Here is a 23,100-nt window from a genome sequence, read left to right as displayed (position 1 = left end):
GTGCGGGCAGCGTTCGACTGGAAATCAGCAATGAACCAGTTTGCTATCCTGTTCGGTGAACGATTCACCCAGGCGCGTGGATAACGCGTTGTTCAACCGCCTCGCCCACAAAAATGCGGACAGGTTCATGAAGTGACGGCCAATCGAGCTCGGATCTGATCTGACACTGACTGAGAGATCAGGTGTCGACTTACGCGCAGTATGACCAAACGGCCACAACGCACACGAAACCACCAACACCGCCTTTCCTGCCGCTGCTAATCTGTCGCACACGCCGCATTGACCCATGCGGAGTTCGTCGGAGCGCAAGCCCACCGAACCTCCGCCCCAAAAAGGAGCCAGCAGTGCAAACCGGTAATCTCCGTCTCTACGCGGATGCGCAATACACGAGCCCTTACGCGATGTCGGTATTCGTCGCCCTTGAGGAAAAAGCACTGCCGTACGAACTGGTGACCGTCGATCTCGGCAACCGCGCGCATTTCGCGCCCGACTATGCGGCGACGTCGCTGACGCAACGCGTGCCGACGCTCGTTCACGACGATTTCGCGCTGTCGGAATCGTCGGCGATTACCGAGTATCTCGACGAGATCTTCCCGGGCACGCGGCTCTATCCGGCCGATCCGCGCCAGCGCGCGCGGGCGCGTCAGGTGCAGGCGTGGCTGCGCAGTGACCTGATGCCGATCCGCACGGAGCGGTCGACCGAAGTGCTGTTCTACGGCCCGACGAGCGAGCCGTTGTCGAGTCTGGCGCAGGCTGCCGCGCAGAAGCTGTTCGCGGCCGCCGACAAATTGCTCGCGCCGGGCGCGGCACACCTGTGCGGCGAGTGGAGCATTGCCGATGTCGATCTGGCGGTGATGCTGAACCGTCTGGTGCTGAATGACGATCCGGTGCCGCAGCGTCTCGCCGATTATGCGCGTGCGCAGTGGGAGCGGGCGTCGGTGCAGCGTTGGGTGAAGTTGAAGCGGCCGCCGCTGTAGTTCGCGATGAATGTGATCTGGCCGATCCTCATGGTGCTCCTGCTGGCGGCAGGCGTGTTCGTTGCGGTCCGGTTCTGGCACAAGCTCATCACGCGCATCGTCACCGTGATTGTCGGGCTCGGTATTGCGTGGATCGTGGCTTACTCGATTGCGTTGACGACGGTCCAGTGTCTCGGATCGTGCGGCTGAAGAGCGGGGCGCCGGCAAGTATTGAAGCCGGCGCCGTATCGTGATCCGGCCTAGTTCTTCGCCACAGCGTCAGTTTCCGTCTGCGGCCCACCCGTCGCGTCGTTCCGGCTCCACCCACCCCCAAGCGACCGATACAACGCCACCGCTGCTAGCGCGTGCTCGCGCTTGACCTGATTGAGCGAATCCGAATCGCGCAAATAAACCTCCTGCGCCGAAAGCACGTCGAGAAAATCCGTCGCGCCTCCCTTATAGAGCTGATTCGCCAACCCAAGCGCCTTATCTGAAGCCGCCAATGCGCTATCGAGCCGCCGCGTAGCCTCATCGGAACTGACGAGATTCGCACGTGCATCCTCGACTTCCCTCAACGCTTGCAGCATCGTCTGCCTTAACCCGAGTTCCGACTCGCGCATCCGGCTTTCGCTCTGCGTGATATCGGCGGTAATACGCCCCGCATTGAAGATCGGACTCGTCGCACTCAACGCCGCGCTGAACAGGTTGTCGGTCAACGTAGGCAACCCGAGATACGACGCCGCCAGAATCCCGTCCGTCAAATTCAGCGAAAACTTCGGATACCGCTCGGCCTCGGCAACACCCACTTGCGCCGCACGCCGCTCGACCTGCGCATAAGCTGTCAACACATCGGGCCGCCGCAGCAACGCCTGCGAAGGCAACGTCCCCGGTGCACCAACTGGCGGCGCAGGAATTTCCCCAGCCTGCGCCAACACGAGCCGATCGACCGATTCCGGCGTCCGCCCCGAATACACGGCAATCAGATTGAGCTGATGCGAAATCTGCGCCTGCGTCGGCGGAATCCGCGCTTCGAGCGCGTCGAGCTGGTTCTGCGCGCGCGTGACGTCGAGTTCAGTCGACAGCCCGAACGCCTGCCGCTTGCGCGTGAGTTCGAGCGCATGCTGCCGGATCTTCGCGTTGTCCTGCAGGATCTTCAACTCTTGCTGCGCCCAGCGCAGATCGACATACGCGGATGCCGCATCGGCCGCGAGCGCGAGCCGCATCGCATCTTCCGCATGTTTCTGCCCGACGAGCTCGGCCTGCGCCGCGAGCAGATCGAGCCGTTCGCCGCCGAACACATCGGGCGACCAGCTCAGCGCGAGCCCCACGCCGGCCTGTCGCACATAACCGAGCGGCGGTGGCGTGTTCTGCCGCGCGTCGGCCGCATGCGCGGTTGCGTCGAGTTCGGGCAGCAGCGCCGCGCGCTTCTGCACGGTCAACGCCTGCGCCTGCTTCACGCGTTCGGCGGCGGCCTGCAGATCGAGGTTGCCGTCGAGCACGGTCGCGATCAGCCGGTCGAGCACGGGATCGTGGAATTGCGCCCACCATGCGGCGGCGTCGATGTCCGCGCGCGGCACGTCGGTATCCCAGGCGGTGGGCGCGAGCGTCTGAACGGATTCGTTAAGCGCCGGATGCTGCGCGGGCTGCACTGCACAGCCGGCGGCGAATGCGCTGACAGCCAGCGCGACGAGTAGCTTTTTCATGATGATGGCCTCAGCCTCAGTGCGCGTCCGGCGGTGGCGCGTTCAACGTAATGGGTTTGGAAAACACGACGGCAAGCAGCGCGACGACGAAACACAGCGACAGCACGTAGTACGCATCCGCATAAGTGAGCGTCAGCGCTTCGCGATAAATCAGCCGATGCAGGTTCGAGAGCCCGGCCTGCGCGGTATTCAGCGTATTGCCCGCAACAGCCGTCCAGTACGCCGCTTGGTGGTCGAGCAGCGACGTGATCTGCGGCTCGCCGGCGCTCACATGCTCGTTCAGGCGCAGGTAGTGAAAGTTCAGCCGGTCGTTGAGCATCGTCGCGCTCACCGCGATGCCGATCGCGCCGCCGAGATTGCGCATCAGGTTGAACAGCCCGCTCGCCGATTTCAGCCGCGACTGTGGCAGCGAGCCGAGCGCCATCGTCACGATCGGCGGCACGCTGAACTGCTGGCCGATGCCGCGCAGCGCCTGCGGCAGCAGCAGTTCCCGCCAACCCCAGTCGTGCGTGATCGGCGTGTACAGATAGCAGCCGAGGCCGAAGCAGATCAACCCGAACACGAGCAGCGCACGCATGCTGAAGTAGCGTGCGGCGAACGCATACACGCCAAGCGCGAGCAACTGGAACGCGCCGACCGACAGCAGCGCGATGCCGATCTGCAGCGAGCTGAACGCGCGTACCTGTGCAAGAAACAGCGGCGTGAGGAACACGGTCACGAAGATCCCGATGCCGGTCACGAACGACAGCAGGCTGCCGATCCCGAAGTTGCGCACGGCGAGCGCACGCAGGTCGACGATCGGATCTTCCGCGGTCAGCGCATGCACGATGAACAGGAAGCCGCAGATGCCGGAGACCCATGCGCAGATGACGATCGCATCGTCGCCGAACCAGTTCTTGCGCGGGCCTTCTTCCAGCACGTATTCGAGGCAGCCGAGGAAGCCCGACATCAGCACGATGCCGAGATAGTCGCCGCGCTTGATGAGGCTGAGGTCGGGTTCGTCGATATGCACGTAGCGCGGCACGAGTGCGGCCACGGCGATACCCGGCACGAGGTTCAGGTAGAACAGCCAGTGCCACGACCATTGGTCGGTGATCCAGCCGCCGATCACGGGGCCGATCGCCGGCGCGAGCGACGCGAGCGCGCCGATGGTGGTCGATGCGATCAGCCGCTGCTTGCCGGGGAACAGCACGAACGCGGTGGTGAACACGGTCGGGATCATCGCGGCGCCGAGCGCGCCCTGCAGCCCGCGAAACAGGATCATCGAGTTGATGTCCCACGCGAGCCCGCACAGCATGCTGGTGATCGTGAAGCCGACGGCCGACGCGACGAACAGCCAGCGCGTCGACATCACCTTCGACAGCCAGCCCGACATCGGGATCACGATGATCTCGGCGATCAGGTAGGCGGTCTGCACCCACGACAGCTCGTCCTGGCTCGCGGACAAGCCGCCGCCGATGTCGCGCAGCGACGACGCGACGATCTGGATGTCGAGCGTCGCCATGAAGAAGCCGACGCACATCAGCGCGAACGCGAATACGCGCTGCCTGGTGGGTTGCGACGCGGGGTCGCCGGAAAACGCGGTGGTCATGGTCGGCTCCCGCTCAGTTCGCGTGGTCGGTATGCACGGTCACGACCGCGGACAGGCCGGGGCGCAGCACGTGTTCGAGGCCCGGCTGCGGATCGAGATGCACGCGCACGGGCACGCGCTGGACGATCTTCGTGAAGTTGCCGGTCGCGTTCTCGGGCGGCAGCACGCTGAAGGTCGCGCCGGTCGCGGGCGCGACGCTGTCGACGCGGCCATGCAGGCGCGTGCTCGACGCATCGAGCGATACGTCGACGCGATCGCCCGCGCGCATCTTGCGAAGCTGGTCTTCCTTGAAGTTCGCGTCGATCCACAGCCCGGAAGCCGGCACGACCGTCAGCAGCGGCACGCCGACGTTCGCGAGCATGCCGACGCGGCCCGTACGATTGCCGACGTAGCCGTCGACCGGCGAGCGGATCGTCGTGTATTCGACGTTGAGTGCAGCGACGTGCTGCGCGGCGAGCGCGGTGTTCACGCGGGCCCGCGCATCGGCGAGCTGCGCGCCGAGCACGTCGAGCTGCCGCTTCGCTGCGAGCAGCGCGGCGTCGCTGCGTTCGACGGCCGCACCGGCCTTCGAATAGTCGGCGTCCGCGCGCTCGACGATCTGGTTCGACACGGCGTCGGATTTCACGAGCTCGCGATAGCGTACGCGGTCCGATGCGGCGCGCGTCAGTTCGGCCGACGATGAATTCTTGTCGGCCGCTTGCTGGCCGATCACCGCGTATTGCAGTTGCTGCTTCGCTTCGAGTTCGGTCACGGCGGAGCGCGCGCTGTCGACTTCGGCGCTGGCCTGCGCGAGCTTCGCATCGTAGTCGCGCGCATCGAGCTGCACGAGCACGTCGCCGGCCTTCACGCGCTGGTTGTCGGTCACGAGAATCCGGTCGACGAAGCCGTTGACCTTTGGTGCAAGCACCGTCACGTCGCCGCCGACATACGCATCGTCGGTGCTCTCCTGGAAGCGCAGCACGAATAGCCAGTCGAGCGCGGCCGCGGCCACCACGACGACGACGGCAATCACCGCGATGCGCATCCATGGCACGCGGCGCCGCTGCTTCGCGGGCCGGTCGATTGTGGCTGCCTCACGGGAGGCAGTGACTTCCTGGGTCGTTTCCATCGATTCACCTATGTATATGCACGTATTAAAACGACCGACGACATCACGTCGATCGGGGAAGGGGTTAGCGCTCCGGCAGGTTGTGCGTGATCCGGAACAATTCGTCTCTGAGGCGGGCCGCTTGTGTCGACCCGAACCGCCGCTCGAACGCTTCCTGCGCGGCGAGCCAGTGCACGTGCGCGTCGGCGACCTTCGTTTCGCCGTGCTCGGTCAACGCGAACGTCTGGCCGCGGCACGGCGGCTCGATCCGGCCCGTCACCAGCGCCGCGCCGACGAGCGGCTTGAGCGCGCGCAGCAGCGCGGTGCGTTCGATCACCAGCACGGCCGACAGCGTCGCCATCGTCAGGCCCGGCCGCTCGCGCAGCAGCGCGAGAATGCTGTACTGCGACGGCGTGACGCCCGCCCGCGACAGGTAACGCTCGTAGAACTGCGAGATCCGGCGAGCGGCTTGCCGGACCGCGAAGCAATCGTCATCGGTTAGCGTGGTCTTGTGCATGTGCACATGTTAGGGCGCGGGGCGGGGTGAAGCGATGGGTGGAGCGAGATCAGATTGGTGTCGTGGCTGTACCAATCGGCGTCAGGCCGGCGCGTCCGCGCGCCGGATCAGGCCGCGGCCGTAACGATCCGGCCCACGCGGTCGCAATAGGCGGCCGTGTAGTCGATGAACGCCTTCACTTTCGCGGGCAGCAGCGCGCGGTTCGCGTACGCGAGCTTGATCTCGACGAATGCGTCGACGAGATCGGCGTCCTCCAGCAATTGCACGAGCGCGCCCGACGCGAGTTCGGCTTCGACGAGCGTTCTCGGCACGACGCCGATGCCGAAGTCGTGCATCACCATTTCGCGGTTGAAGACGGGGCTGTTCGACGAGATGTCGAAGCGGTACGGCACGGTCAGCGTGTCGCCGTCGACGCGGAACGACAGCGCGGGCCGGCGCAGCGACGGCGATATCGGCACGAACGGATGATCGGCCAGGTCGGCCGGCGTCTCGGGGCGCGGATGTGCGCTCAGATACGCGGGCGTCGCGACGATCACGACCGGAATGCGCTCGACCAGCCGCACGACGGTCGTCTCGCTCGTCAGCATGTACGGCACGACGATGCCGATGTCGTAGCCTTCGCCGACGAGATCGACGGGGCGCTCGGTCAGCGTGACGTCGAGGCGGACCTTCGGATGCGCGCTCTTGAAGCCGGCGATCAGCGGCACGAGCCGGTTCAGCGCGGCCGTCGTGTGCGCGACGAGACGCAGCAGGCCCTCGGGTTCGCGCGTCTGCGTCTGTGTCTGTGCTTCCACTTCGAGCGCGTCGAGTTCGTCCAGCACGGCCGCGCAGCGCTCGTAGATGCGCTCGGCGGTTTCGGTCAGCGACACCTGGCGCGTGGTCCGGTGCAGCAGCCGGCTGCCGAAGCGCGCCTCCAGATCGGCAACAGCACGCGACACGACCGGCCGCGCGAGGCCGTGCATGTCGGCGGCGCGCGTGAAGCTGCGCATCTCGACCACCGACCGGAAAATCCGCAGCTTGTCGATGTAGTCCATGTCCGTCTCCTTGACGCGATGGCGGGCGCCGGACACTCCTGGCCGGCCGCCAGCCTCGTTACGGCGGAGTGTACATTGACTTTATGCATATGCACATATAAATTGCGGAGCATGAACGACATCCAGATTGCCCAAGCGTGCAACTGCCTCGCGCTGCGTCAGGCGGCGCGCTTCGTCACGCAACTGTACGAACGCCATCTGGCCCCGGTCGGCGTCACGCCCGCGCAGTTCTCGATCATGGCGAACCTGACGCGTCGGCCCGGCCTGCTGATGAGCGAACTCGCCGAATCGCTCGTGATGGATCGCACGACGCTGCTGCGCGCGCTGAAGCCGTTGCAGCGCGACGGTTTTGTCGCGACGGCCGCGTCCGAGCACGATGCGCGCGCGCATGCGCTGAGCCTCACGAAGCTCGGCGAGCGCACGTTCGCGCGGGCGTTGGTCGCGTGGCAGGCCGCGCAGGAAGAATTCGAGACGCAGTTCGGCGAGGGGCGCGCGAAGGCGCTGCGCGATGAACTGTTCAGCCTTACCGCGGAACGCTAGGCGGGGGCGGCCGGCTGGCTGGCGTGTGTCGACGAACTGGAGCCAAATTCGAGCCATTGTCCGCTTCGGCAGCGTTCGAGGCGCGGAAAGGTGGCATCTACAACTGATAATTGGTTTTTTAACTGTCCGGATGGATGGATATCTGGACGTTTTTTGTTTCCAGTTGTAGAGTCCTCTGACGGATTTCACGGGCCGGCGCCGCCGGCACGAGTCACGAGGAGCAACCGATGCTGCAGTTGAGCGACCGCGACGACGCGATGTTGCGCGGGGATTTCGGCGATGGCGTCGCGCGTGCGATGCGGATCGTCGCGCGCACGGCGGAAGTGATGTCCGCGCCGCACCTGATCGACATCAAGTCCGCGCATATCGACGGCTGTCTTTATCACGGCCAGACGAGCCTCGACTTCGTCGAGTATTTCGTCGACACCGGCGCGAAGGTCGCGGTGCCGACCACACTGAACGTCGGGTCGCTCGACCTGATCCATCCCGAGCTGTACCACGGCGACCGCACGATCCAGCGCGATGCGCAGCGCCTGATGGACGCGCATCTGCAGCTCGGCTGCGAATCGAGCTTCACGTGCGCGCCGTATCAGTTGAAGAACCGTCCCGCGAAAGGCGAGCAGATCGCGTGGGCCGAATCGAATGCGATCGTGTTCGCGAACTCGGTGCTCGGCGCGCGCACGAGCCGGTACGGCGATTTTCTCGACCTGGCCGCCGCGATCACCGGGCGCGCGCCGTACGCGGGTTTGCATGTCGAAGCGAACCGCGCCGCGCGGATCGTGTTCAACGCGCCGGACTTCAGCGGCCTACCGTCGCGCGACATCTATTTCGCCGCGCTTGGTTTGCTGATCGGCAAGGTCGCGGGCGCGATCGTGCCGGCGATCGTCGGGCTGCCGGCGGATACCACCGAAGACGAACTCAAGGCGCTGGGTGCGGCCGCCGCATCGAGCGGGGCCGTCGCGCTGTTCCATGCGGTCGGCGTGACGCCCGAGGCGCCGACGCTCGATGCCGCATTGCACGGGCGCGCGGCGCAGCGCACGGTCGACGTCGCGATGACCGACCTCGACGAGATTCGCCGCACGCTGAATCACGGCGCGGCCGGCGACGCGCTCGTCGCGGTGGCGCTCGGCACGCCGCATTTCTCGCTGGCCGAATTCCGCACGCTCGATGCGTTGCTCGACGCGTACGACGGCAAGCCGGCCTGCGATTTCTACGTGAACACGAGCCGCTTCATCTTGTGGGAGCTGGGCGAAGCCGGCCTCGCGGACAAGTTCGCCGCGCGCGGCATCCAGATCGTCGTCGATACCTGCACGTACATCACGCCGGTGATGAAGCAACTGTCGGGATTGGTGATGACCAACTCGGGGAAATGGGCGTCGTATGCGCCCGCGAACATCGGCGTGACGGTCGCGTACGGCAGCATGCGCGAATGCGTGCGGTCGGCGTACGAAGGAAAGGTGCGATTCGATGACTGACGCGACGGGCAAAGAACTGACGGGCGACACGCTCGTGCCGGGCAGCGCGTGCGCGAGCGCGTTCGTGCTCGACAAGCCGCTCAGCTTCTGGGGCGGCTACGATTCGGGCGCGGGCAGGATCGTCGACCGCGGGCACCCGCAGGCCGGCGCGAGTCTTGCCGGCAAGGTGATGGTGATGCCGCACGCGAAGGGCTCGAGTTCGAGCAGCAGCGTGCTCGCGGAAGCCGTGCGCAACGGCACGGGGCCGGTCGGGATCGTGCTGAAGGAGCGCGACCTGATCATCTCGATCGGCGCGATCGTGGCCGCCGAGCTGTATGCGATCGCGGTGCCGGTGGTGTGCGTGACCGATGACGTGTATGACGCGATCGTCGCCGCAACCGGCGAGGTGCGGATCGAGGCAGGTGACGGGGACGGCGGCGCGCGGATCTACGTCGGCGGCTGATGCATCGCGCGCCAGCCAGCCGATTTAGTCGTGTGACGGGCCGCCGGCCGCTTCCCGATACGCGCTCGGCGTCTGCCCGGCCCAGCGCCGGAACGCGCGTGTGAAATTCGCCGGGTCGGTGAATTGCAGCTGTTCGGCGATCGTCTTCAGGTCGAGATCCGATGCGGCGAGCAATTGCTTCGCGTCACGAAACCGCGCTTCGTCGAGCAATTGCCGATAGCTCGAACCGGCTTCCTCCAGCCGGCGCCGCAGCGTGCGAGTCGATACGAGCAGCGCATCGGCGAGCGTTTCAGGCCCCGGATAAACGCCGGTCGCTTTCGCCAGCTCCGCGCGCACGCGCTCGACCAGATCGCCTTCCTCCTGCCGCACCTGCGCGTACTCGCGCTCGACCTGCACGAGCGCCTGCCGGTGCGCGACTTCGTCGGCGAGCGGCAGAGGCCAGTCGAGCACGTCGCGTGCAATCCACAGCGCATTTGCGGCGCAACCGAATTCGACCGGCGGCAACTGGTCGCGATAGCGCGCGAAATACGCGGGCTCCGGCCACATGAATTGCAACGCGATCGGCGGCGACGCACGTCCGGCCCATTGCGAGATGTTCTGCGCGAGCCCGGTCAGCACGAATTCGAACATCACGTGATGCTGCAGCACCGGGCTGGCTTGCACGCCGTGCAGTTCGAGCGTCGCGCCGCGTTCGTCTTCCGCATAGGTCAGCCGATATTGCCGGTTGCGCATCCGGAAGTAGCGTTGCGTGATGGACAGCGCTTCGCGGATGTCCCGCGCGGTCAGCGTCGCGTAGCCGAGAAAGCCGTGCACGGTCGGCTTCAGCAGCAGCCCGAACGCGAGCCCGATGCCCGGATCGCCGCCGATTTCGATCGCGTTGAGCACGAGCCGCCCCCATTGCGACGGCGCGACGCGCGCGTCGGGTTCGGCCAGCACCGCGTCGCGCAGGCCCGTGCCGGCACGCACGGCGGCCAGGTCGACGCCGCGCGCGGCCAGCGCCTGCAGCAGCAGGCGCGTATAGGCGACCGGAATCGTCGGCCGGCGCAGCCCGAGGCGGTCCTTGGCGAGTGGGGAGGTCATGTCATTTTGGCCGGAAATGACAAGCATTATGGCTGTTTGCCCCCTCACGTTCAAGGCGGCGCGCGCCTACGATGCAGGCATCGCTTACTGGCAGGATCATCATGACGACCCCCTTTCCCCATCTGCTCGCGCCGCTCGATCTCGGCTTCACGACGCTGAAGAACCGCGTGCTGATGGGCTCGATGCACACGGGCCTCGAGGACAGCCGCAAGACGCTGCCGCGGCTCGCCGAATATTTCGCCGAACGCGCGCGCGGCGGCGTCGGCCTGATCGTGACGGGCGGCTTCGCGCCGAACGTGGCCGGCTGGACCAAGCCGTTCGGCGGCACGCTGATGACGTCGGCCGCCGCGCGGCGGCATCGCGAGATCACCGGCGCCGTGCATGCGGAGGACGGCAAGATCGCACTGCAGATCCTGCATACGGGCCGCTACGGTTACCACCCGTTTGCGGTCGCGCCGTCGAAGATCAAGTCGCCGATTTCGCCGTTCGCACCGCACGAACTGAGCGCGGGCGGCGTCGAGCGGCAGATTCGCGCGTTCGTCCGTTGCGCGAAGCTCGCGCGCGAAGCCGGCTACGACGGCGTCGAGATCATGGGCTCCGAGGGCTACCTGATCAACCAGTTCATCTCGATGCATACGAACAAGCGCACCGACCAGTGGGGCGGTTCGTACGAGAATCGCATCCGCTTGCCGATCGAGATCATCGAGCGCACGCGCGAAGCGGTCGGCCGCGATTTCATCCTGATTTACCGGTTGTCGATGCTCGACCTGATTCCGGACGGCAGCGACTGGAGCGAAACCGTGCAGCTCGCGAAGGCCGTCGAGCGCGCGGGCGCGACGATCATCAACACGGGGATCGGCTGGCACGAGGCGCGTGTGCCGACCATCGCGACGTCGGTGCCGCGCGGCGCGTTCGCGTGGGTGACGAAGAAGATGAAGGGCGAGGTCGGCATTCCGCTCGTGACGACCAACCGGATCAACCGGCCGGAAGTGGCCGAGCAGATCCTCGCGGATGGCTGCGCGGACATGGTGTCGATGGCGCGCCCGCTGCTCGCGGATGCCGAGTTCGTCGTCAAGGCCGCGCAGGGCCGCGCCGACGAGATCAACACCTGCATCGGTTGCAACCAGGCGTGTCTCGATCACGCGTTCAGGAACAAGATCGCGTCGTGCCTGCTGAATCCGCGCGCGTGCCATGAGACGGAGCTGAAATACACGCCCGCGCAGCGGCCGAAGCGCATTGCGGTGGTCGGCGCGGGGCCGGCCGGGCTCGCGTGCTCGACCGTGCTCGCGCAGCGCGGCCATCAGGTCGACCTGTTCGACGGCGCCGCCGAGATCGGCGGCCAGTTCAACATGGCGAAGCGGGTTCCGGGCAAGGAAGAGTTTCATGAAGCGCTGCGCTACTTCGGCCGGCAGGTCGAGTTGACCGGCGTGAACCTGCACCTGAACCGCCGCGTCGACGCGAGCGACCTGATCGCGGGCGGCTACGACGAGATCGTGCTTGCAACCGGCGTGGCGCCGCGCGATCCGAAGATTCCCGGGCAGGACGGGCCGAACGTGCTCAGCTATATCGACGTGCTCGCCGGCAAGCAGCCGGTCGGCCGGCGTGTCGCGGTGGTCGGCGCGGGCGGGATCGGCTTCGATGTCGCCGAGTATCTGGTGCAGGACGGCGAGTCGCCGGCGCTCGATCTGGAAGAGTGGAAGGCCGAGTGGGGCGTGACCGACCCGGCCGCGACGCGCGGCGGCGTGACGCGTGCGCAGGTTGCGGCGCCCGCGCGTGAAGTGACGCTGCTGCAGCGCAAGGCCGCGCCGCTCGGCAAGGGGCTCGGCAAGACGACCGGCTGGATTCACCGCGCGACGCTGAAGATGAAGCAGGTGAAGATGATCGGCGGCGTGAACTACGAGTTGATCGATGCGCGCGGGCTGCATGTGTCGTACGGCGAGCAGCGCACCGATCACGAGCTGATCGAAGCCGACACGATCGTGCTCTGTACGGGGCAGGAGCCGCAGCGCGCATTGCTCGCGCCGCTGCAGGCGGCCGGGCGCTCGGTGCACCTGATCGGCGGTGCGGAACTGGCCGCCGAACTCGATGCAAAGCGCGCGATCGATCAGGGCGCGCGGCTCGCGGCGCGGCTCTGATTGCTCGATGGCGCGGCTGCGCGTGACCGCGATGGCATGCGCTGTCCCAGGATTCGGCGCTTGCGCCGGCGCGGCCTGACCGGAAGGCCGCGCCGGCCGCCGGGGTCATTCCATCTCGACGCGCTGTGCCTCTGTTTCTTCCGCCTCGAGCATCGCCTTGACGATCAGATAGACGGCAGGTAGATCGTCGTCGTCGCGCTTCCAGTCGACGGCTTCCTCGATGTCCGCCGCGACCATTCGGCTGTCGCGCAGCCGGATGAATGCATCGACGACGGTCGGATCGTTGCGGTTCAGGAAACCGGCGTTCGAGAACGCCAGCTCCTCGACATTCAACAGCGCCTGCCAGCTCATCGTGCGGACCGCGGCCGGATGGCTGCGCCGCCGCAGGCCGAGCGCCCGCTGCGCGGGGGCGCCGACGACGCGTTGAAGATCGACGACCGCCTGCCGCGCGGCGCGCTCGAAGTGGATCGGGTTGAAACCGGGTTGCTCGGGATCGAATGCGGATGACTGGAACATGGTCGCCTCACAAAAATCCGTCCGTCGATGGGTGACGGAATTCGGGTCAAATGGTGCAAAAGCACTGTAAATATATACAGTGTTCGAGGCGGTTTCAAGTCCCGAATGAAGAATCTTGCAGCAGGGCCGGGCGGCCCTGGCGAAGGCGACCGAAACCGGCAATCGGGCGCCGTCCGGCACGCCGTTCCCCGCCTTGCCGAATCCGGCCGCCGTCGTTGGCTTATACCGATGCTGCAATCGTCTCCCGAAGCCACCGATGGGCCGGATCGCGATGCACGCGCTCGTGCCACAGCATCGACATTTCATAGCCGGGCACCTCGACCGGCGCTTCCACGACGCGCAGCGCGGGCACGTCGCGCACCAGCCGCTCGGGCAGCATCGCGACGAGATCGGTGCTGGCGACGGCCGACATCACGAACAAGAAATGCGGCACGGACAGCACGACGCGCCGCGCGGCGCCAACTTTCGCGAGCGCTTCATCCGTCACGCCGAAGAAGCCGCCGCCATCGGGCGACACGATCACGTGTTCGAGCGTGCCGAACTGCGCGAGCGTGGGGCGCCGCTTCAGCTTCGGATGCCCGGCGCGGCCGATGAGCACGTAGCGCTCGACGAACAGCGGCAGGCGCCGCATGCCGGCCGGCGAACCCTCGGTCGTATGGAAGGCCAGGTCGATGCCGCTTCGCTCGGCATCCTGCTCGATGCGCGGCGGCACGAGCTCGACGACGGCCAGCCGCGTACCGGGCGCGGCCGCCCGCAGCGTGTTCAGCGCGGGCAGCACGATCGTCGATTCGCCGTAGTCGGTCGCGGCCACGCGCCACGTGTTCGTCGCGGTTGCCGGATCGAACGGCGTGGCCGGACTCACCGCGCGCTCGACGGCTTCCAGCGCGTCCCGCAACGGCTCGCGCAGTGCTTCCGCGCGCGCGGTCGGCCGCATCCCGCGCGGCCCCGGCAGCAGCAGCGGATCGCCGAACAGGTCGCGCAGTTTCTGCAACTGCACGCTGACCGACGGTTGCGACATGTTCAGCTTCTCGGCCGCGCGCGTGACGTTGTGCTCGGCGAGCAACACGTCCAGCGTGACGAGCAGGTTCAGATCGAGCCGCCTGAGATTATTCATGGCTATACCTGGAATATCAGAAATTCATTTCAAATATACCTTGGGCGGCGGCATCCTGCAGTCATTCAATCAACGGAGTGACGAACATGAATGTGCTGATCGTTTATGCCCATCCCGAACCGCGTTCGCTGAACGGCGCGCTGCGCGACTTTGCCGTCGAACATCTCGAAGCGGCCGGCCACAGCGTGCAGGTGACCGATCTGTATGCGATGAACTGGAAGGCCGCGTTCGACGCGAACGACGTGACCGATCGCGCGCCCGATGCGCGTTTCGATCCGTCGCTCGATTCGAAGCACGCGTTCGCGACCGGCACGCAAAGCGAAGACATTGCGCGCGAGCAGGACAAGCTGAAGTGGGCCGATGCGGTGATCCTGCAGTTTCCGCTGTGGTGGTTCTCGATGCCGGCGATCATGAAGGGCTGGGTCGAGCGCGTGTATGCGTTCGGCTTTGCCTACGGCGTCGGCGAGCATTCGGACACGCGCTGGGGTAACCGCTACGGCGAAGGGTCGCTTGCCGGCAAGCGGGCGATGGTGATCGTCACGGCAGGCGGGTGGGAATCGCACTACAGCCCGCGCGGCATCAACGGGCCGATCGACGACGTGCTGTTCCCGATTCAGCACGGGATTCTGTATTACCCGGGTTTCGACGTGCTGCCGCCGTTCGTGATCTACCGGACGGGAAAGATGAACGACGCGCGCTTCGAGGAAACGCGCGCGGCGCTCGGCAGGCGTCTCGACGATCTGTGGACCACGCAGCCGATTCCGTTCCGGCGGCAGAACGCCGGCGATTACGAGATTCCGGCGTTGACGCTGAAGGAGGAGATCGCGCCGGGGAGGGCGGGGTTTGCGGCGCATCTCGCGCATGGGCGCTGATTGCGCGTGGTCATGACCGATCGATGCGCCGTTCGACGCGCAGGCGGCCCGGCGGCTCGAAGTAGGTGCCGAAACGCACGAGCCCGGCGTTCTTCAGGTGGCACGTCATCTCGAAGCTGACCAGGATGCCGGGGTCGCGGTTGTCGATGATCCCGACGTCGATCGACCGAATGCGCGGCTCGTACTTCAGCAACGTCGCTTCCATCTGCTGCTTGAGCAAGTGTGCGGATGCCGGCAGTGCCTTGTAGATGTTCGTGAGATCGGGCAGCCCGTAGTCGGGCAGGTGCTTGAGCGCACCGGCCCGCGTATTGAGAATGCGGCGTACGTTCTGCTGCACGCTCAGGCATTCGAGCGTCCGGTCGTCGTAAGCGCCGATCGGTTCGCCGCCGATCTGGCCGAGCAGCATGTCGTAGAGGGAGGGGCCGGCGGTCATCGGTCGTTCCATCGCGCAGTGCCGGTATCGCCGGCCGCCGGCGCGTCGACGAAGTCGATCGTCAACGATCCTTCGGTGGTGGCCGACAACAGGATCTGCCCTGGCGTAGTGCCCGATGCCATACGTTCAAGCAGTTCGCGGGACACGACCGGCAGCACGCGCTGGTTCAGGAACGCGTCGACGCTGCGTGCGCCGGATTCGCGCGACACGCAGTGCTGCGCGATCGCTTCGATCAGGTCGTCCGCGCAGGTCAGGGTCACTGCGTGTTGCCGATGGAGGCGCTCGGCGATCTTGTCCAGCTTGATCCGCACGATCGACGCGAGCGCCGCCGCGCCGAGCGGCCGATAAACGAGTGTCTGAAAGCGCGCAAGCAGTGCGGGCTGGAAGTGCGCGACCAACTGCGGATGAACGGCTTCGCGCAGCGCTGCGTGCGTAATCGCCGGATCCTCGGCCGTTGCATCGTCGATTTGCGCGCTGCCGAGATTGGACGTCATCACGATCACGCAATTGCGGAAATCGATCTCGCGTCCCTCGCCGTCGCGCATCGTGCCGCGGTCGAACACCTGATAGAAAATGTCGAGCACGTCGCGATGCGCTTTCTCGACTTCGTCCAGCAGCACGACGCTGTACGGACGCTGACGCACGGCTTCGGTCAGGACACCGCCGCGTCCGTAACCGACGTAGCCGGGCGGCGAGCCCTTGAGTTGCGATACCGTATGCGCTTCCTGGTACTCGGACAGGTTGATCGTCGTCAGCGCGGCTTCGCCGCCGAACAGCAGGTCGGCGAGTGCCAGCGCGGTTTCGGTCTTGCCGACGCCGGACGGCCCGGTGAGCAGGAACACACCGAGCGGTGCGTGCTCGCTCTTCAGGCCGGCCTTGGCGGTACGCAGGCTCTCCGCCAACGCACCGATCGCATCGTCCGGTGCAACTACGCGCGCGGCGAGCGTCGCTTCGAGCGCGAGCAGGCTTCGCAGTTCGTCGTCGACGAGATTGCCGACCGGCACACCCGTCCATTCCGCGACGACGCGCGCGATGGATTGCGCATCAACGTCGGCGGCGATCATCGGCGACTTGCCCTGAACGGTCGACAGCGCATCGATGGCATTGGAAATGGCCACCGGATCGGGCGCGGAGCCGGCTGCGCCGCGAAGGGTGCGCAAGATGTCGACGATTTCGCGTTCTCGCGTGTACTGGCCGAGCAGCAGGTCGGCGGTATCGCGCACGGAATCGTGCTCCGTGTCGATCGTCGCGCGCCGCCCGGCGACGTCGTCGATCCCGGCACGGGAATCCGCATCGAGCGCGGCGCGTTCCAGTTCGAGTGCCGTCAGCGTTGCACGTGCCTGCTGCAGTTCCACCGGCGGCACGTCGAGCGCCATGCGCACGCGCGCGGCCGCCGTGTCGATCAGATCGACGGCCTTGTCCGGCAGTTGGCGGGCAGGAATGTAGCGGCGCGACAGCCGCACGGCCGCGACGATCGCGTCGTCGCGAATGTGGACGTCGTGATGCTTCGCATAGCGGCTTGCGAGCCCGCGCAGCATCAGGCAGGCCGTGTCGTCGTCGGGCTCGTCGACCTTGATGACCTGGAAGCGCCGTTCGAGCGCGGCATCGCGTTCGAAATATTCCTTGTACTCGGCCCACGTGGTTGCCGCGATCGTGCGCAATTCGCCGCGGGCGAGCGCCGGCTTGAGCAGGTTGGCCGCGTCGGCGCCGCCTACCGCGTTGCCCGCGCCGATCAGCGTATGCGCTTCGTCGATGAACAGCAGGATGGGTGTCGCCGATGTCCGCACCTCGTCGATCACGTTCTTCAGCCGTTGCTCGAATTCCCCCTTCACGCCTGCGCCCGCCTGCAGCAAGCCGAGGTCGAGCGTCAGGATGCGCGTGTCGCGGATCGTTTCCGGAACGCTGCCTTCGATCACGCGCAACGCGAGTCCTTCGACCAACGCTGTCTTGCCGACACTCGGCTCGCCGACCAGGATCGGGTTGTTCTTGCGGCGGCGCGCCAGCACGTCGATCATCTGCCGGATCTCCCGGTCGCGGCCGAAGACGGGGTCGATCTCGCCACGGCGGGCCTTCTCGGTCAGGTCGAGCGCAAAGCGCGCGAGTGCGTTGTCGTCGGTAGCGCGAGACGGTGCGTGCCGGGCGTGACGATCGACGGAATTTTCCGTCGCAACATTGCCGGGCTGATCGATGGTTGGCGACGTTTTCGGCTGCAACGTCATTTCATCGGACGCGTTCTCGGATGAACGCCGCCCGATCCGCGGCAGCACGCGCCGGATCTGCGCGCTCGAAACCGACAACAGCGGCCACGCACGTTGCGTGCGCAAGACGTGCGGCGCGTCGACGATCGCCTGCAGCAGATGGCCCGAACGAATGGTGCCGTCGGAACCGTCCGACATCGCATGCGTCCACGCATCCTCGATCATCGTGGCGAGCTGCCGTGACAGCGCCGGCATGCCGCGCAACGTGCGTGGCATGCGGTCGATTACGTCGATCAACGCATCCCACACCGCATCGATATCGAGGTCGTAGTGGCGCAGGATTGCCGGAATGTCGCCGTCGTCCGCTTCGATCAGTTTCAGCACCCAGTGCTCGACCGCGATTTCGTCCGCGAGCCGGGTCTGGCACAGGCTCGCGGCGGCTTCGAGCGCGCGCGTGCAATGAGGATTGAGACGGCGAATGAGATGGGAGGCGTCCCGGAGAGGCGGCGTCATGTCGATAGCGGATCAGGAAGGGAGGAGGGCGTGCATTCGTCGATGCCCATGCGAACCGCGGGGCGCGAATGCGAATGGGCGACTGGCGCAGCGGAACCCGGCGCGCGGGCGTGCCGGATTCCGCCAGTCGGTCAGCGCATCAGGAACGTTCGTTCCACGTGTCCTTGTGGATAATGTTGCCGTCCTTGTATGACCACGTGATCGTCTCGTAGCGCAGTTCGACGTCTTCGAGATGGTTGTGTTTCTCGTAGTCGGGGTTCTTGATGTCGAGCATCTTCGGCTTCACGGCGACGATCTTCACGTTGTCGAGCTTCGTGTTGAAGTACTCCTTCTCCTTGCCCGCGTCGTCGATCTTGTACCACTTGATCTCGACCGACTTCAGCGTCTGGCCGCTCGTCACGGCCTTGTACAGGTATGGCGTCGATGCGTCCGTCTCTTTCGTCAGCGTGATCGGCTTGTGCACGCGCGTGCCGGTGAGCTTGCCCGTGTTGCCGTCGGTCGGAATGTGTATGCCGTGATCGAACGCGACCAGTTCGACGCTGCCTTCGCGATCCTGGACGGTTACCGAACCCTTGATGTCCGCACCACCGTCGTCCTTGAGCCACATGTAGGCCGGAATTGCCATTTTTGTCCACTCCTTCTTATTCGTACTGCGAATCGCCGGAACCGGAGCCCGGCGCTGACAAACCCAGGGCGAATGCCCCGGGAACCAAAACGCGTGTTACATCGCGGTGCGGCTCGAAGCGACCGGCGCCGGCATATCGGGCACCAGTGTGATTTCGACCCGACGATTCTTCGCCCGTCCTTCAGGCGTGGCGTTGTCCGCGACCGGCCGCGTATCGCCGTAGCCCTGAATCGCGAATTGAGTTGTCGGCAAGCCCGATGCATCGACGAGCCAGTCGCGCACGGCGGTCGCGCGGTCGATCGACAGCTTCAGGTTGCGGTCGGGGCGGCCCTGGTCGTCCGCATAGCCGGCCACAAGTACGCGCTTGCCGGGATGCGCGTTGATCAGTTCCAGCGCATCGACCATCGCGCGCGTGGTACCCGGCTTCAGCTTTGCTTTGCCGCTGTCGAACAGCGACATGCTGTCCAGCGTGACGACGGCGGGTGGCGGCGCGGGCGGTTCGTAGGAGGCGATCGCGTCGTTGAGCATCGGCAGCAGTTGAGCTCCGCGATACGTGCCGAACGACAGTCGGAGCGGAACGCCGATGCGGGCATACCGGTCGAGTTGGTCGCGGTCCGACGAAAGGGATTTGAGCGCGTCGCGCTTTGCGGCGTCTTGCGCAGCGGGGAGACGGTTGTATCGCTCGACATGTTCGCCGATTCGGGTCATCAGCGTTTCGTTGTTTTTCGCAGCGCCGCAGATGGCGGCGGTGGCCGCGCAAGCAACGATCGCGACGACATGCGCGACTGCGGTGACGCGTGGCGATCGCCGCGACCGGCGCGGCATCGCGTCGATCAGCGGCTGCGGCAGCGGCCATGGGGACGGCGATGCAGGCAGCGCGGCTGGCGCGATACCGATGCACGATCGGACTTCACGTTCCCATGGCTTGCCGGGGCCCGTCGCGGGGCCATGGTCGATCCAGCCGGCGCCGAACAACGGCCAGGGCGACGCAGGCTGGCGTCGGTCCGTCAGCGTGTCGAACACGGTGCGGCGAGTCCATCCGATCATCGATCCGATCCCGGCGGCGCGTGCCGCGCCTGAGTGGCTTCCGTCGGCATGGAGGGCATCGGATTCGGCTGCGTCGATCGCGGAGTCGAAACGGTGCATGTCCGCGATTGGCGAGCCTGCCGATACGCCGTACCATGGGGATGCCGGCCCCGCTGAAGCGGCGGTATCGGAGAGTCGCTGGTAGATCGCGACGTAGCCCGGCAGCGACGCACCAAGCATGCGCGACGTGTCTGCAACCGCCTGCCGGATGATACGCAGCGTTTGCGACAGCACATCGTCGTTCGCATGAAGTCCCGGCGCGACCGACAACACGACGCAATCGGGGGCATGACCGTCCCGCCACTGGCGGACGGCGACGGCAAGACGGGGAAGATCCTGGGGGCGATCGGCGCGCAACCAGATGGCGCCGTCGCCGACGTGGACGAAACGCGATCGGGTTGCGTCGCGATCGAACAAGGCGGGCAGGCCGTCCCCGGTGACGAGGGCGAGCGGCATCCTGGTGCGCAGCGCGACGGGCAGGTCGGCGGTCGCCGCGCCGAGTTGCGCAAGCACGTGCACGTTTCGTTCGCGGGCATGCGTCATTCTGCGCGAATGCAACCAGACGATCAGCGCCGAAAGCGCGACGACGATCGCAATCAATCCCCACATGACGCCGCGGTCGACAGGCAGAACCCATCCGATGACGGCAAGCGCCAGTGCGGCCGATGTCGTCACGACCGTGCGCAGCGGGTAGCCGAGGCCCGACAGCGCCGCGCGCGCGGCATCGGAGTCGGCGCGTGTTGCCGCCGGCGGGAGAGCGGTATCGGAAGTCACGGCCGCTTCGCTTTCTGGACGAGTTGTGCCAGTTCCGCGTCGAGGATGCGATCCCACGCGAACCACACGCATATCGCGATCACGCATGCGATTCCCGCAATCGCCCACGGCGACAGGCGTTTGAACCGGTCGATCAGCCGTGTGTTCGAGCGGTCGGTGACGAACCCCGGCTGCGCGTCCGGTCGCAACTGATCGATCTGTGCGACCAGCGCAGCGATCACGGCCTGGCGCTTCGCTTCGCCGTCGTGGGCTTCCGCCGACAGGCCCGAGCGGGCAGCGTAACGGCCGCGGAACCCGAGGCCGAGCACGGCCGCATAGCATTCGAGCAGGTCGACGTTCGGCGCGGGTTCTCGCATTCGGTGCTCGAGGCGCTCGTAGATGCGGGTCCCCGCGTCGTGAGTGCCGAAGCGCTCGACCTGTAGCGGTCGGGACTCCCAGTTCCCCTTGTCCGACGCGGGAAGGTAACGCAATGCCGCTTCATCGATCAGCCCGCACTGGGCGAGGACGGCGTCGTCCCGGATATCGGCGGCAATTCCTTGCGCATCGAGTGCCGTCGCGAACTGCGCGATGAGTCGGACGCACTGTTGACGCAGGTTTTCTTGGCTGTCGACCTGCCCACCGTTCGACAGGTGAGTAACGAGCAGCGCGGTATCGCGCAGCAGCGCCCGCATCGAAGGCCGGGGCGAGCGGCCGGACGATGGCTCCCGCGCGAGCAGCGCGGATTCATGGTGAGTGGAGACGATGGCGTTCATCAGCGCAGCACCGCATAGAGTTCGATCGACGCGTCCGGAATCGACGCGGGCAGGTAGATCTGGCAAGCACGCGCGGCGAGCATCCGCGCATGCGCGGCGTCATGCGCGTCGAGCGCGAAATAGTGGTTGTCCAGCCGAACCGGAATGGCGCCGGGCACTCGCTGCACGGCCTTGAGCGGAATACCGGCCACTGCGGAATTGACGATGTGTTCGACATCGTCCGGCGCACCGATCTTGCACAGGCGCGAAAACTGTTCGACGAGCTCGAATGCCGGCAGCGCGGCGCTGACGGACAGGTACCAGTCCGCCGCGTCTTCGACGATGCGCTCGTCACGGAACTGGCCGACCCAGGTTGTCGGCGTCGTGTGCGAAAGCCCGATCGACACGACGCGCGACGGGATGATCGCGTCGAGCAGATCGCGGATCAGCGACTCGAGCGTCGCGAAGACCTCATGTGCACCGGCATGATCGTAAGGCGGGATGTCGGTCAGCGACACGCGCGTCGAGAACGTGGTCAACGATCCTGCCAACTGGGCGAGTACTTGGTACAGGCGATCCGTGGGTTGCGCCGGATGCGACGAGAGGAAGCGCAGTTGCGGCCACGCTTGATGAATGCAGTGCAGGAGCCAGAAGAGCTGGACGTCGGCGACGCCGTATTCGGCTACCTGTTCGATCCGTTCGCTGCGGCGCGCGCCGAGGAGCGCGCTTTTGGCGGCGAGGATATCCGCAAGCCGCCGGATGCGCTCGATATGCAGTGGGTGACCCGACAGCGACAGGCAAGGCGGTACATATCCGCGATCGATCTGGAACTGGCCGCTCGTCGTGCGCGTCAGGCGGGCTATCGCGCAGGCCGTATCGTCCGCGTGCGATTCGTAGCCGTACAACAACCGGACCGCGTGGCGCTCGGCGGCGATTTCGGCTTCCGCCGTTCCGTTCAGGTCCGTCACCTTGACGAATTCGCGGTACGCGCGACGCGGGCGGGCCAGCGCCGTTTCGTCGAAACGGCAGTTGCTGCCGTTCGCATCGGGCAGCGCGAGTGCGGCGAGCACATCGACGGTCTGGGTATCGGCAGGAATTTCGCGGACGAGGTCGCGAGCGGGCGGCAGTGCGTCGGCGACGGTCGTGTCGACCGGCGTGCCATCCGGGAAGCGAAGTTGCAGCCGTGTGAGCTTCAGGCGGCCGGAGGCCAGTGCTTCTTCGTCGACGTCGACGTTCAGCGTTCCCCAAGGCGATACGGCGATGGCCGACGCCAGTTGTTGCAGCGCGAACGCCTCGCTGCGCGTGGGCGAAAGCGCTTACCCCACCAACAAGGAATCGTTCGCCAACGACGGCGAGGCGCTGGAGTTGTGGGATGCCGTGGTGGATTCAATTCGCCTGCGCCCGGGGGCGGTATGAAGACGCTATCTCGCCGGGAAGTTCTGATGACGCTTCTTGCCATGCCGGTTGCCACGATGCTGCCTCGCATCGCGTTGGGCGCACCGTGCGTGATGACAGTGAACGAGGCAATGCGTTACTTATGCGACGAGGTATTTCCGTCGCCATGTCAGAAGCGGAACGAGTTGCGGGGTGCGGTCGATCGACGGAACGAACACGGCCGTCGGACGGTATTGCAGTAGAAGATTGACGAGGCCAGTTCAACTGAGGACGACATTGATTT

At 66.0% G+C, this 23,100-nt stretch carries 21 protein-coding genes and 1 pseudogene; 8 read left to right on the top strand and 14 right to left on the bottom strand.

Annotated elements, in window-relative coordinates; genetic code table 11:
- Positions 1–344: 344 nt before the first annotated feature.
- Positions 345–977 carry a glutathione transferase gene (gene yfcF / locus GD429_RS03910; RefSeq protein WP_321574393.1) on the top strand — a complete coding sequence of 211 codons (633 nt, stop codon included), beginning with the start codon at positions 345–347 and terminating at the stop codon, positions 975–977.
- A gap of 6 nt (positions 978–983) precedes the next feature.
- The gene (locus GD429_RS03905) at positions 984–1,166 is read left to right on the top strand and encodes a hypothetical protein (RefSeq protein WP_069250984.1); all 183 of its coding nucleotides are present in this window, start codon (positions 984–986) and stop codon (positions 1,164–1,166) included.
- A gap of 50 nt (positions 1,167–1,216) precedes the next feature.
- Here GD429_RS03905 and GD429_RS03900 read toward each other — a convergent pair whose 3' ends face one another.
- The 5 genes from GD429_RS03900 to GD429_RS03880 all read right to left on the bottom strand — a co-directional run bounded on the left by GD429_RS03900 (position 1,217) and on the right by GD429_RS03880 (position 6,888).
- A complete protein-coding gene (locus tag GD429_RS03900) occupies positions 1,217–2,659 on the bottom strand; it encodes an efflux transporter outer membrane subunit (RefSeq protein ID WP_152855747.1) in 1,443 nt (480 codons plus the stop codon).
- Positions 2,660–2,675: 16 nt separating this feature from the next.
- Positions 2,676–4,250 carry a DHA2 family efflux MFS transporter permease subunit gene (locus tag GD429_RS03895; RefSeq protein ID WP_152855746.1) on the bottom strand — a complete coding sequence of 525 codons (1,575 nt, stop codon included), beginning with the start codon at positions 4,248–4,250 and terminating at the stop codon, positions 2,676–2,678.
- A 13-nt stretch (positions 4,251–4,263) separates the two neighbouring features.
- Positions 4,264–5,358, bottom strand: a complete 1,095-nt coding sequence (locus GD429_RS03890) for an HlyD family secretion protein (protein ID WP_152855745.1) — start codon at positions 5,356–5,358, stop codon at positions 4,264–4,266.
- A 64-nt stretch (positions 5,359–5,422) separates the two neighbouring features.
- Positions 5,423–5,854, bottom strand: a complete 432-nt coding sequence (locus tag GD429_RS03885; protein WP_152855744.1) for a MarR family winged helix-turn-helix transcriptional regulator — start codon at positions 5,852–5,854, stop codon at positions 5,423–5,425.
- Positions 5,855–5,961: 107 nt separating this feature from the next.
- Positions 5,962–6,888 (bottom strand): LysR family transcriptional regulator, encoded by a 927-nt coding sequence (locus GD429_RS03880; RefSeq protein WP_152855743.1) that lies wholly within the window; start codon positions 6,886–6,888, stop codon positions 5,962–5,964.
- Positions 6,889–6,999: 111 nt separating this feature from the next.
- Between GD429_RS03880 and GD429_RS03875 the strand changes: the two genes are divergently transcribed.
- The 3 genes from GD429_RS03875 to GD429_RS03865 all read left to right on the top strand — a co-directional run bounded on the left by GD429_RS03875 (position 7,000) and on the right by GD429_RS03865 (position 9,345).
- Entirely contained in the window at positions 7,000–7,428 is a 429-nt protein-coding gene (locus tag GD429_RS03875) for a MarR family winged helix-turn-helix transcriptional regulator (protein ID WP_152855742.1), read from the top strand.
- Between the two features lie 227 nt (positions 7,429–7,655).
- On the top strand, positions 7,656–8,903 hold the full coding sequence (locus GD429_RS03870) for an aconitase X (protein WP_152855741.1): 1,248 nt from the start codon (positions 7,656–7,658) through the stop codon (positions 8,901–8,903).
- Entirely contained in the window at positions 8,896–9,345 is a 450-nt protein-coding gene (locus tag GD429_RS03865; protein WP_152855740.1) for an aconitase X swivel domain-containing protein, read from the top strand. Before GD429_RS03870 ends, GD429_RS03865 begins: the two co-directional genes overlap by 8 nt.
- Positions 9,346–9,369: 24 nt before the next feature.
- Here GD429_RS03865 and GD429_RS03860 read toward each other — a convergent pair whose 3' ends face one another.
- Positions 9,370–10,452: an AraC family transcriptional regulator gene (locus tag GD429_RS03860; protein ID WP_152855739.1), complete on the bottom strand. Its 1,083-nt coding sequence runs from the start codon at positions 10,450–10,452 to the stop codon at positions 9,370–9,372.
- A 74-nt stretch (positions 10,453–10,526) separates the two neighbouring features.
- On the opposite strand from GD429_RS03860, the gene GD429_RS03855 reads away from it, so the two are divergent.
- Positions 10,527–12,560 (top strand): NADPH-dependent 2,4-dienoyl-CoA reductase, encoded by a 2,034-nt coding sequence (locus GD429_RS03855; RefSeq protein WP_152855738.1) that lies wholly within the window; start codon positions 10,527–10,529, stop codon positions 12,558–12,560.
- Between the two features lie 105 nt (positions 12,561–12,665).
- Here the strand turns inward: GD429_RS03855 and GD429_RS03850 are convergent, their stop codons facing one another.
- Together GD429_RS03850 and GD429_RS03845 are read right to left on the bottom strand one after the other, a co-directional pair.
- Positions 12,666–13,076 carry a DUF2471 family protein gene (locus tag GD429_RS03850; protein WP_034185087.1) on the bottom strand — a complete coding sequence of 137 codons (411 nt, stop codon included), beginning with the start codon at positions 13,074–13,076 and terminating at the stop codon, positions 12,666–12,668.
- A gap of 220 nt (positions 13,077–13,296) precedes the next feature.
- On the bottom strand, positions 13,297–14,190 hold the full coding sequence (locus GD429_RS03845; protein ID WP_152855737.1) for a LysR family transcriptional regulator: 894 nt from the start codon (positions 14,188–14,190) through the stop codon (positions 13,297–13,299).
- An 86-nt stretch (positions 14,191–14,276) separates the two neighbouring features.
- Here GD429_RS03845 and GD429_RS03840 point away from each other — a divergent pair, with 86 nt between their 5' ends.
- On the top strand, positions 14,277–15,062 hold the full coding sequence (locus GD429_RS03840; RefSeq protein ID WP_152855736.1) for an NAD(P)H-dependent oxidoreductase: 786 nt from the start codon (positions 14,277–14,279) through the stop codon (positions 15,060–15,062).
- 10 nt (positions 15,063–15,072) lie between these two features.
- On the opposite strand, the gene tssE is transcribed toward GD429_RS03840, so the two are convergent.
- The 6 genes and pseudogenes from tssE to tssK form a co-directional block, all read right to left on the bottom strand.
- The gene (gene tssE / locus GD429_RS03835) at positions 15,073–15,495 is read right to left on the bottom strand and encodes a type VI secretion system baseplate subunit TssE (protein WP_105393430.1); all 423 of its coding nucleotides are present in this window, start codon (positions 15,493–15,495) and stop codon (positions 15,073–15,075) included.
- Positions 15,492–18,206, bottom strand: coding sequence for a type VI secretion system ATPase TssH (gene tssH, locus GD429_RS03830; protein ID WP_152855735.1), 2,715 nt, complete (start codon positions 18,204–18,206; stop codon positions 15,492–15,494). Before tssH ends, tssE begins: the two co-directional genes overlap by 4 nt.
- Positions 18,207–18,345: 139 nt before the next feature.
- Positions 18,346–18,831, bottom strand: coding sequence for an Hcp family type VI secretion system effector (locus tag GD429_RS03825; RefSeq protein WP_034185090.1), 486 nt, complete (start codon positions 18,829–18,831; stop codon positions 18,346–18,348).
- A 96-nt stretch (positions 18,832–18,927) separates the two neighbouring features.
- On the bottom strand, positions 18,928–20,691 hold the full coding sequence (locus tag GD429_RS03820; RefSeq protein WP_321574391.1) for an OmpA family protein: 1,764 nt from the start codon (positions 20,689–20,691) through the stop codon (positions 18,928–18,930).
- Positions 20,688–21,443 (bottom strand): DotU family type IV/VI secretion system protein, encoded by a 756-nt coding sequence (locus tag GD429_RS03815; protein WP_193727048.1) that lies wholly within the window; start codon positions 21,441–21,443, stop codon positions 20,688–20,690. The genes GD429_RS03820 and GD429_RS03815 overlap by 4 nt, the downstream gene beginning before the upstream one ends.
- Positions 21,443–22,723 (bottom strand): annotated as a pseudogene (gene tssK, locus GD429_RS03810) (type VI secretion system baseplate subunit TssK); the annotation flags it as partial. The pseudogene tssK and the gene GD429_RS03815, both read right to left, overlap by 1 nt.
- Here tssK and GD429_RS40270 point away from each other — a divergent pair.
- A complete protein-coding gene (locus GD429_RS40270) occupies positions 22,683–22,838 on the top strand; it encodes a T6SS immunity protein Tli4 family protein (RefSeq protein WP_227791528.1) in 156 nt (51 codons plus the stop codon). The pseudogene tssK and the gene GD429_RS40270 sit on opposite strands and share 41 nt — an antisense overlap.
- Positions 22,839–23,100 lie beyond the last annotated feature (262 nt).

Source organism: Burkholderia sp. BE17 (assembly GCF_009362305.1).
GTDB classification, from domain to species: Bacteria; Pseudomonadota; Gammaproteobacteria; order Burkholderiales; family Burkholderiaceae; genus Burkholderia; species Burkholderia pyrrocinia_C.
This window is presented reverse-complemented; position numbering and strand designations above follow the sequence as displayed.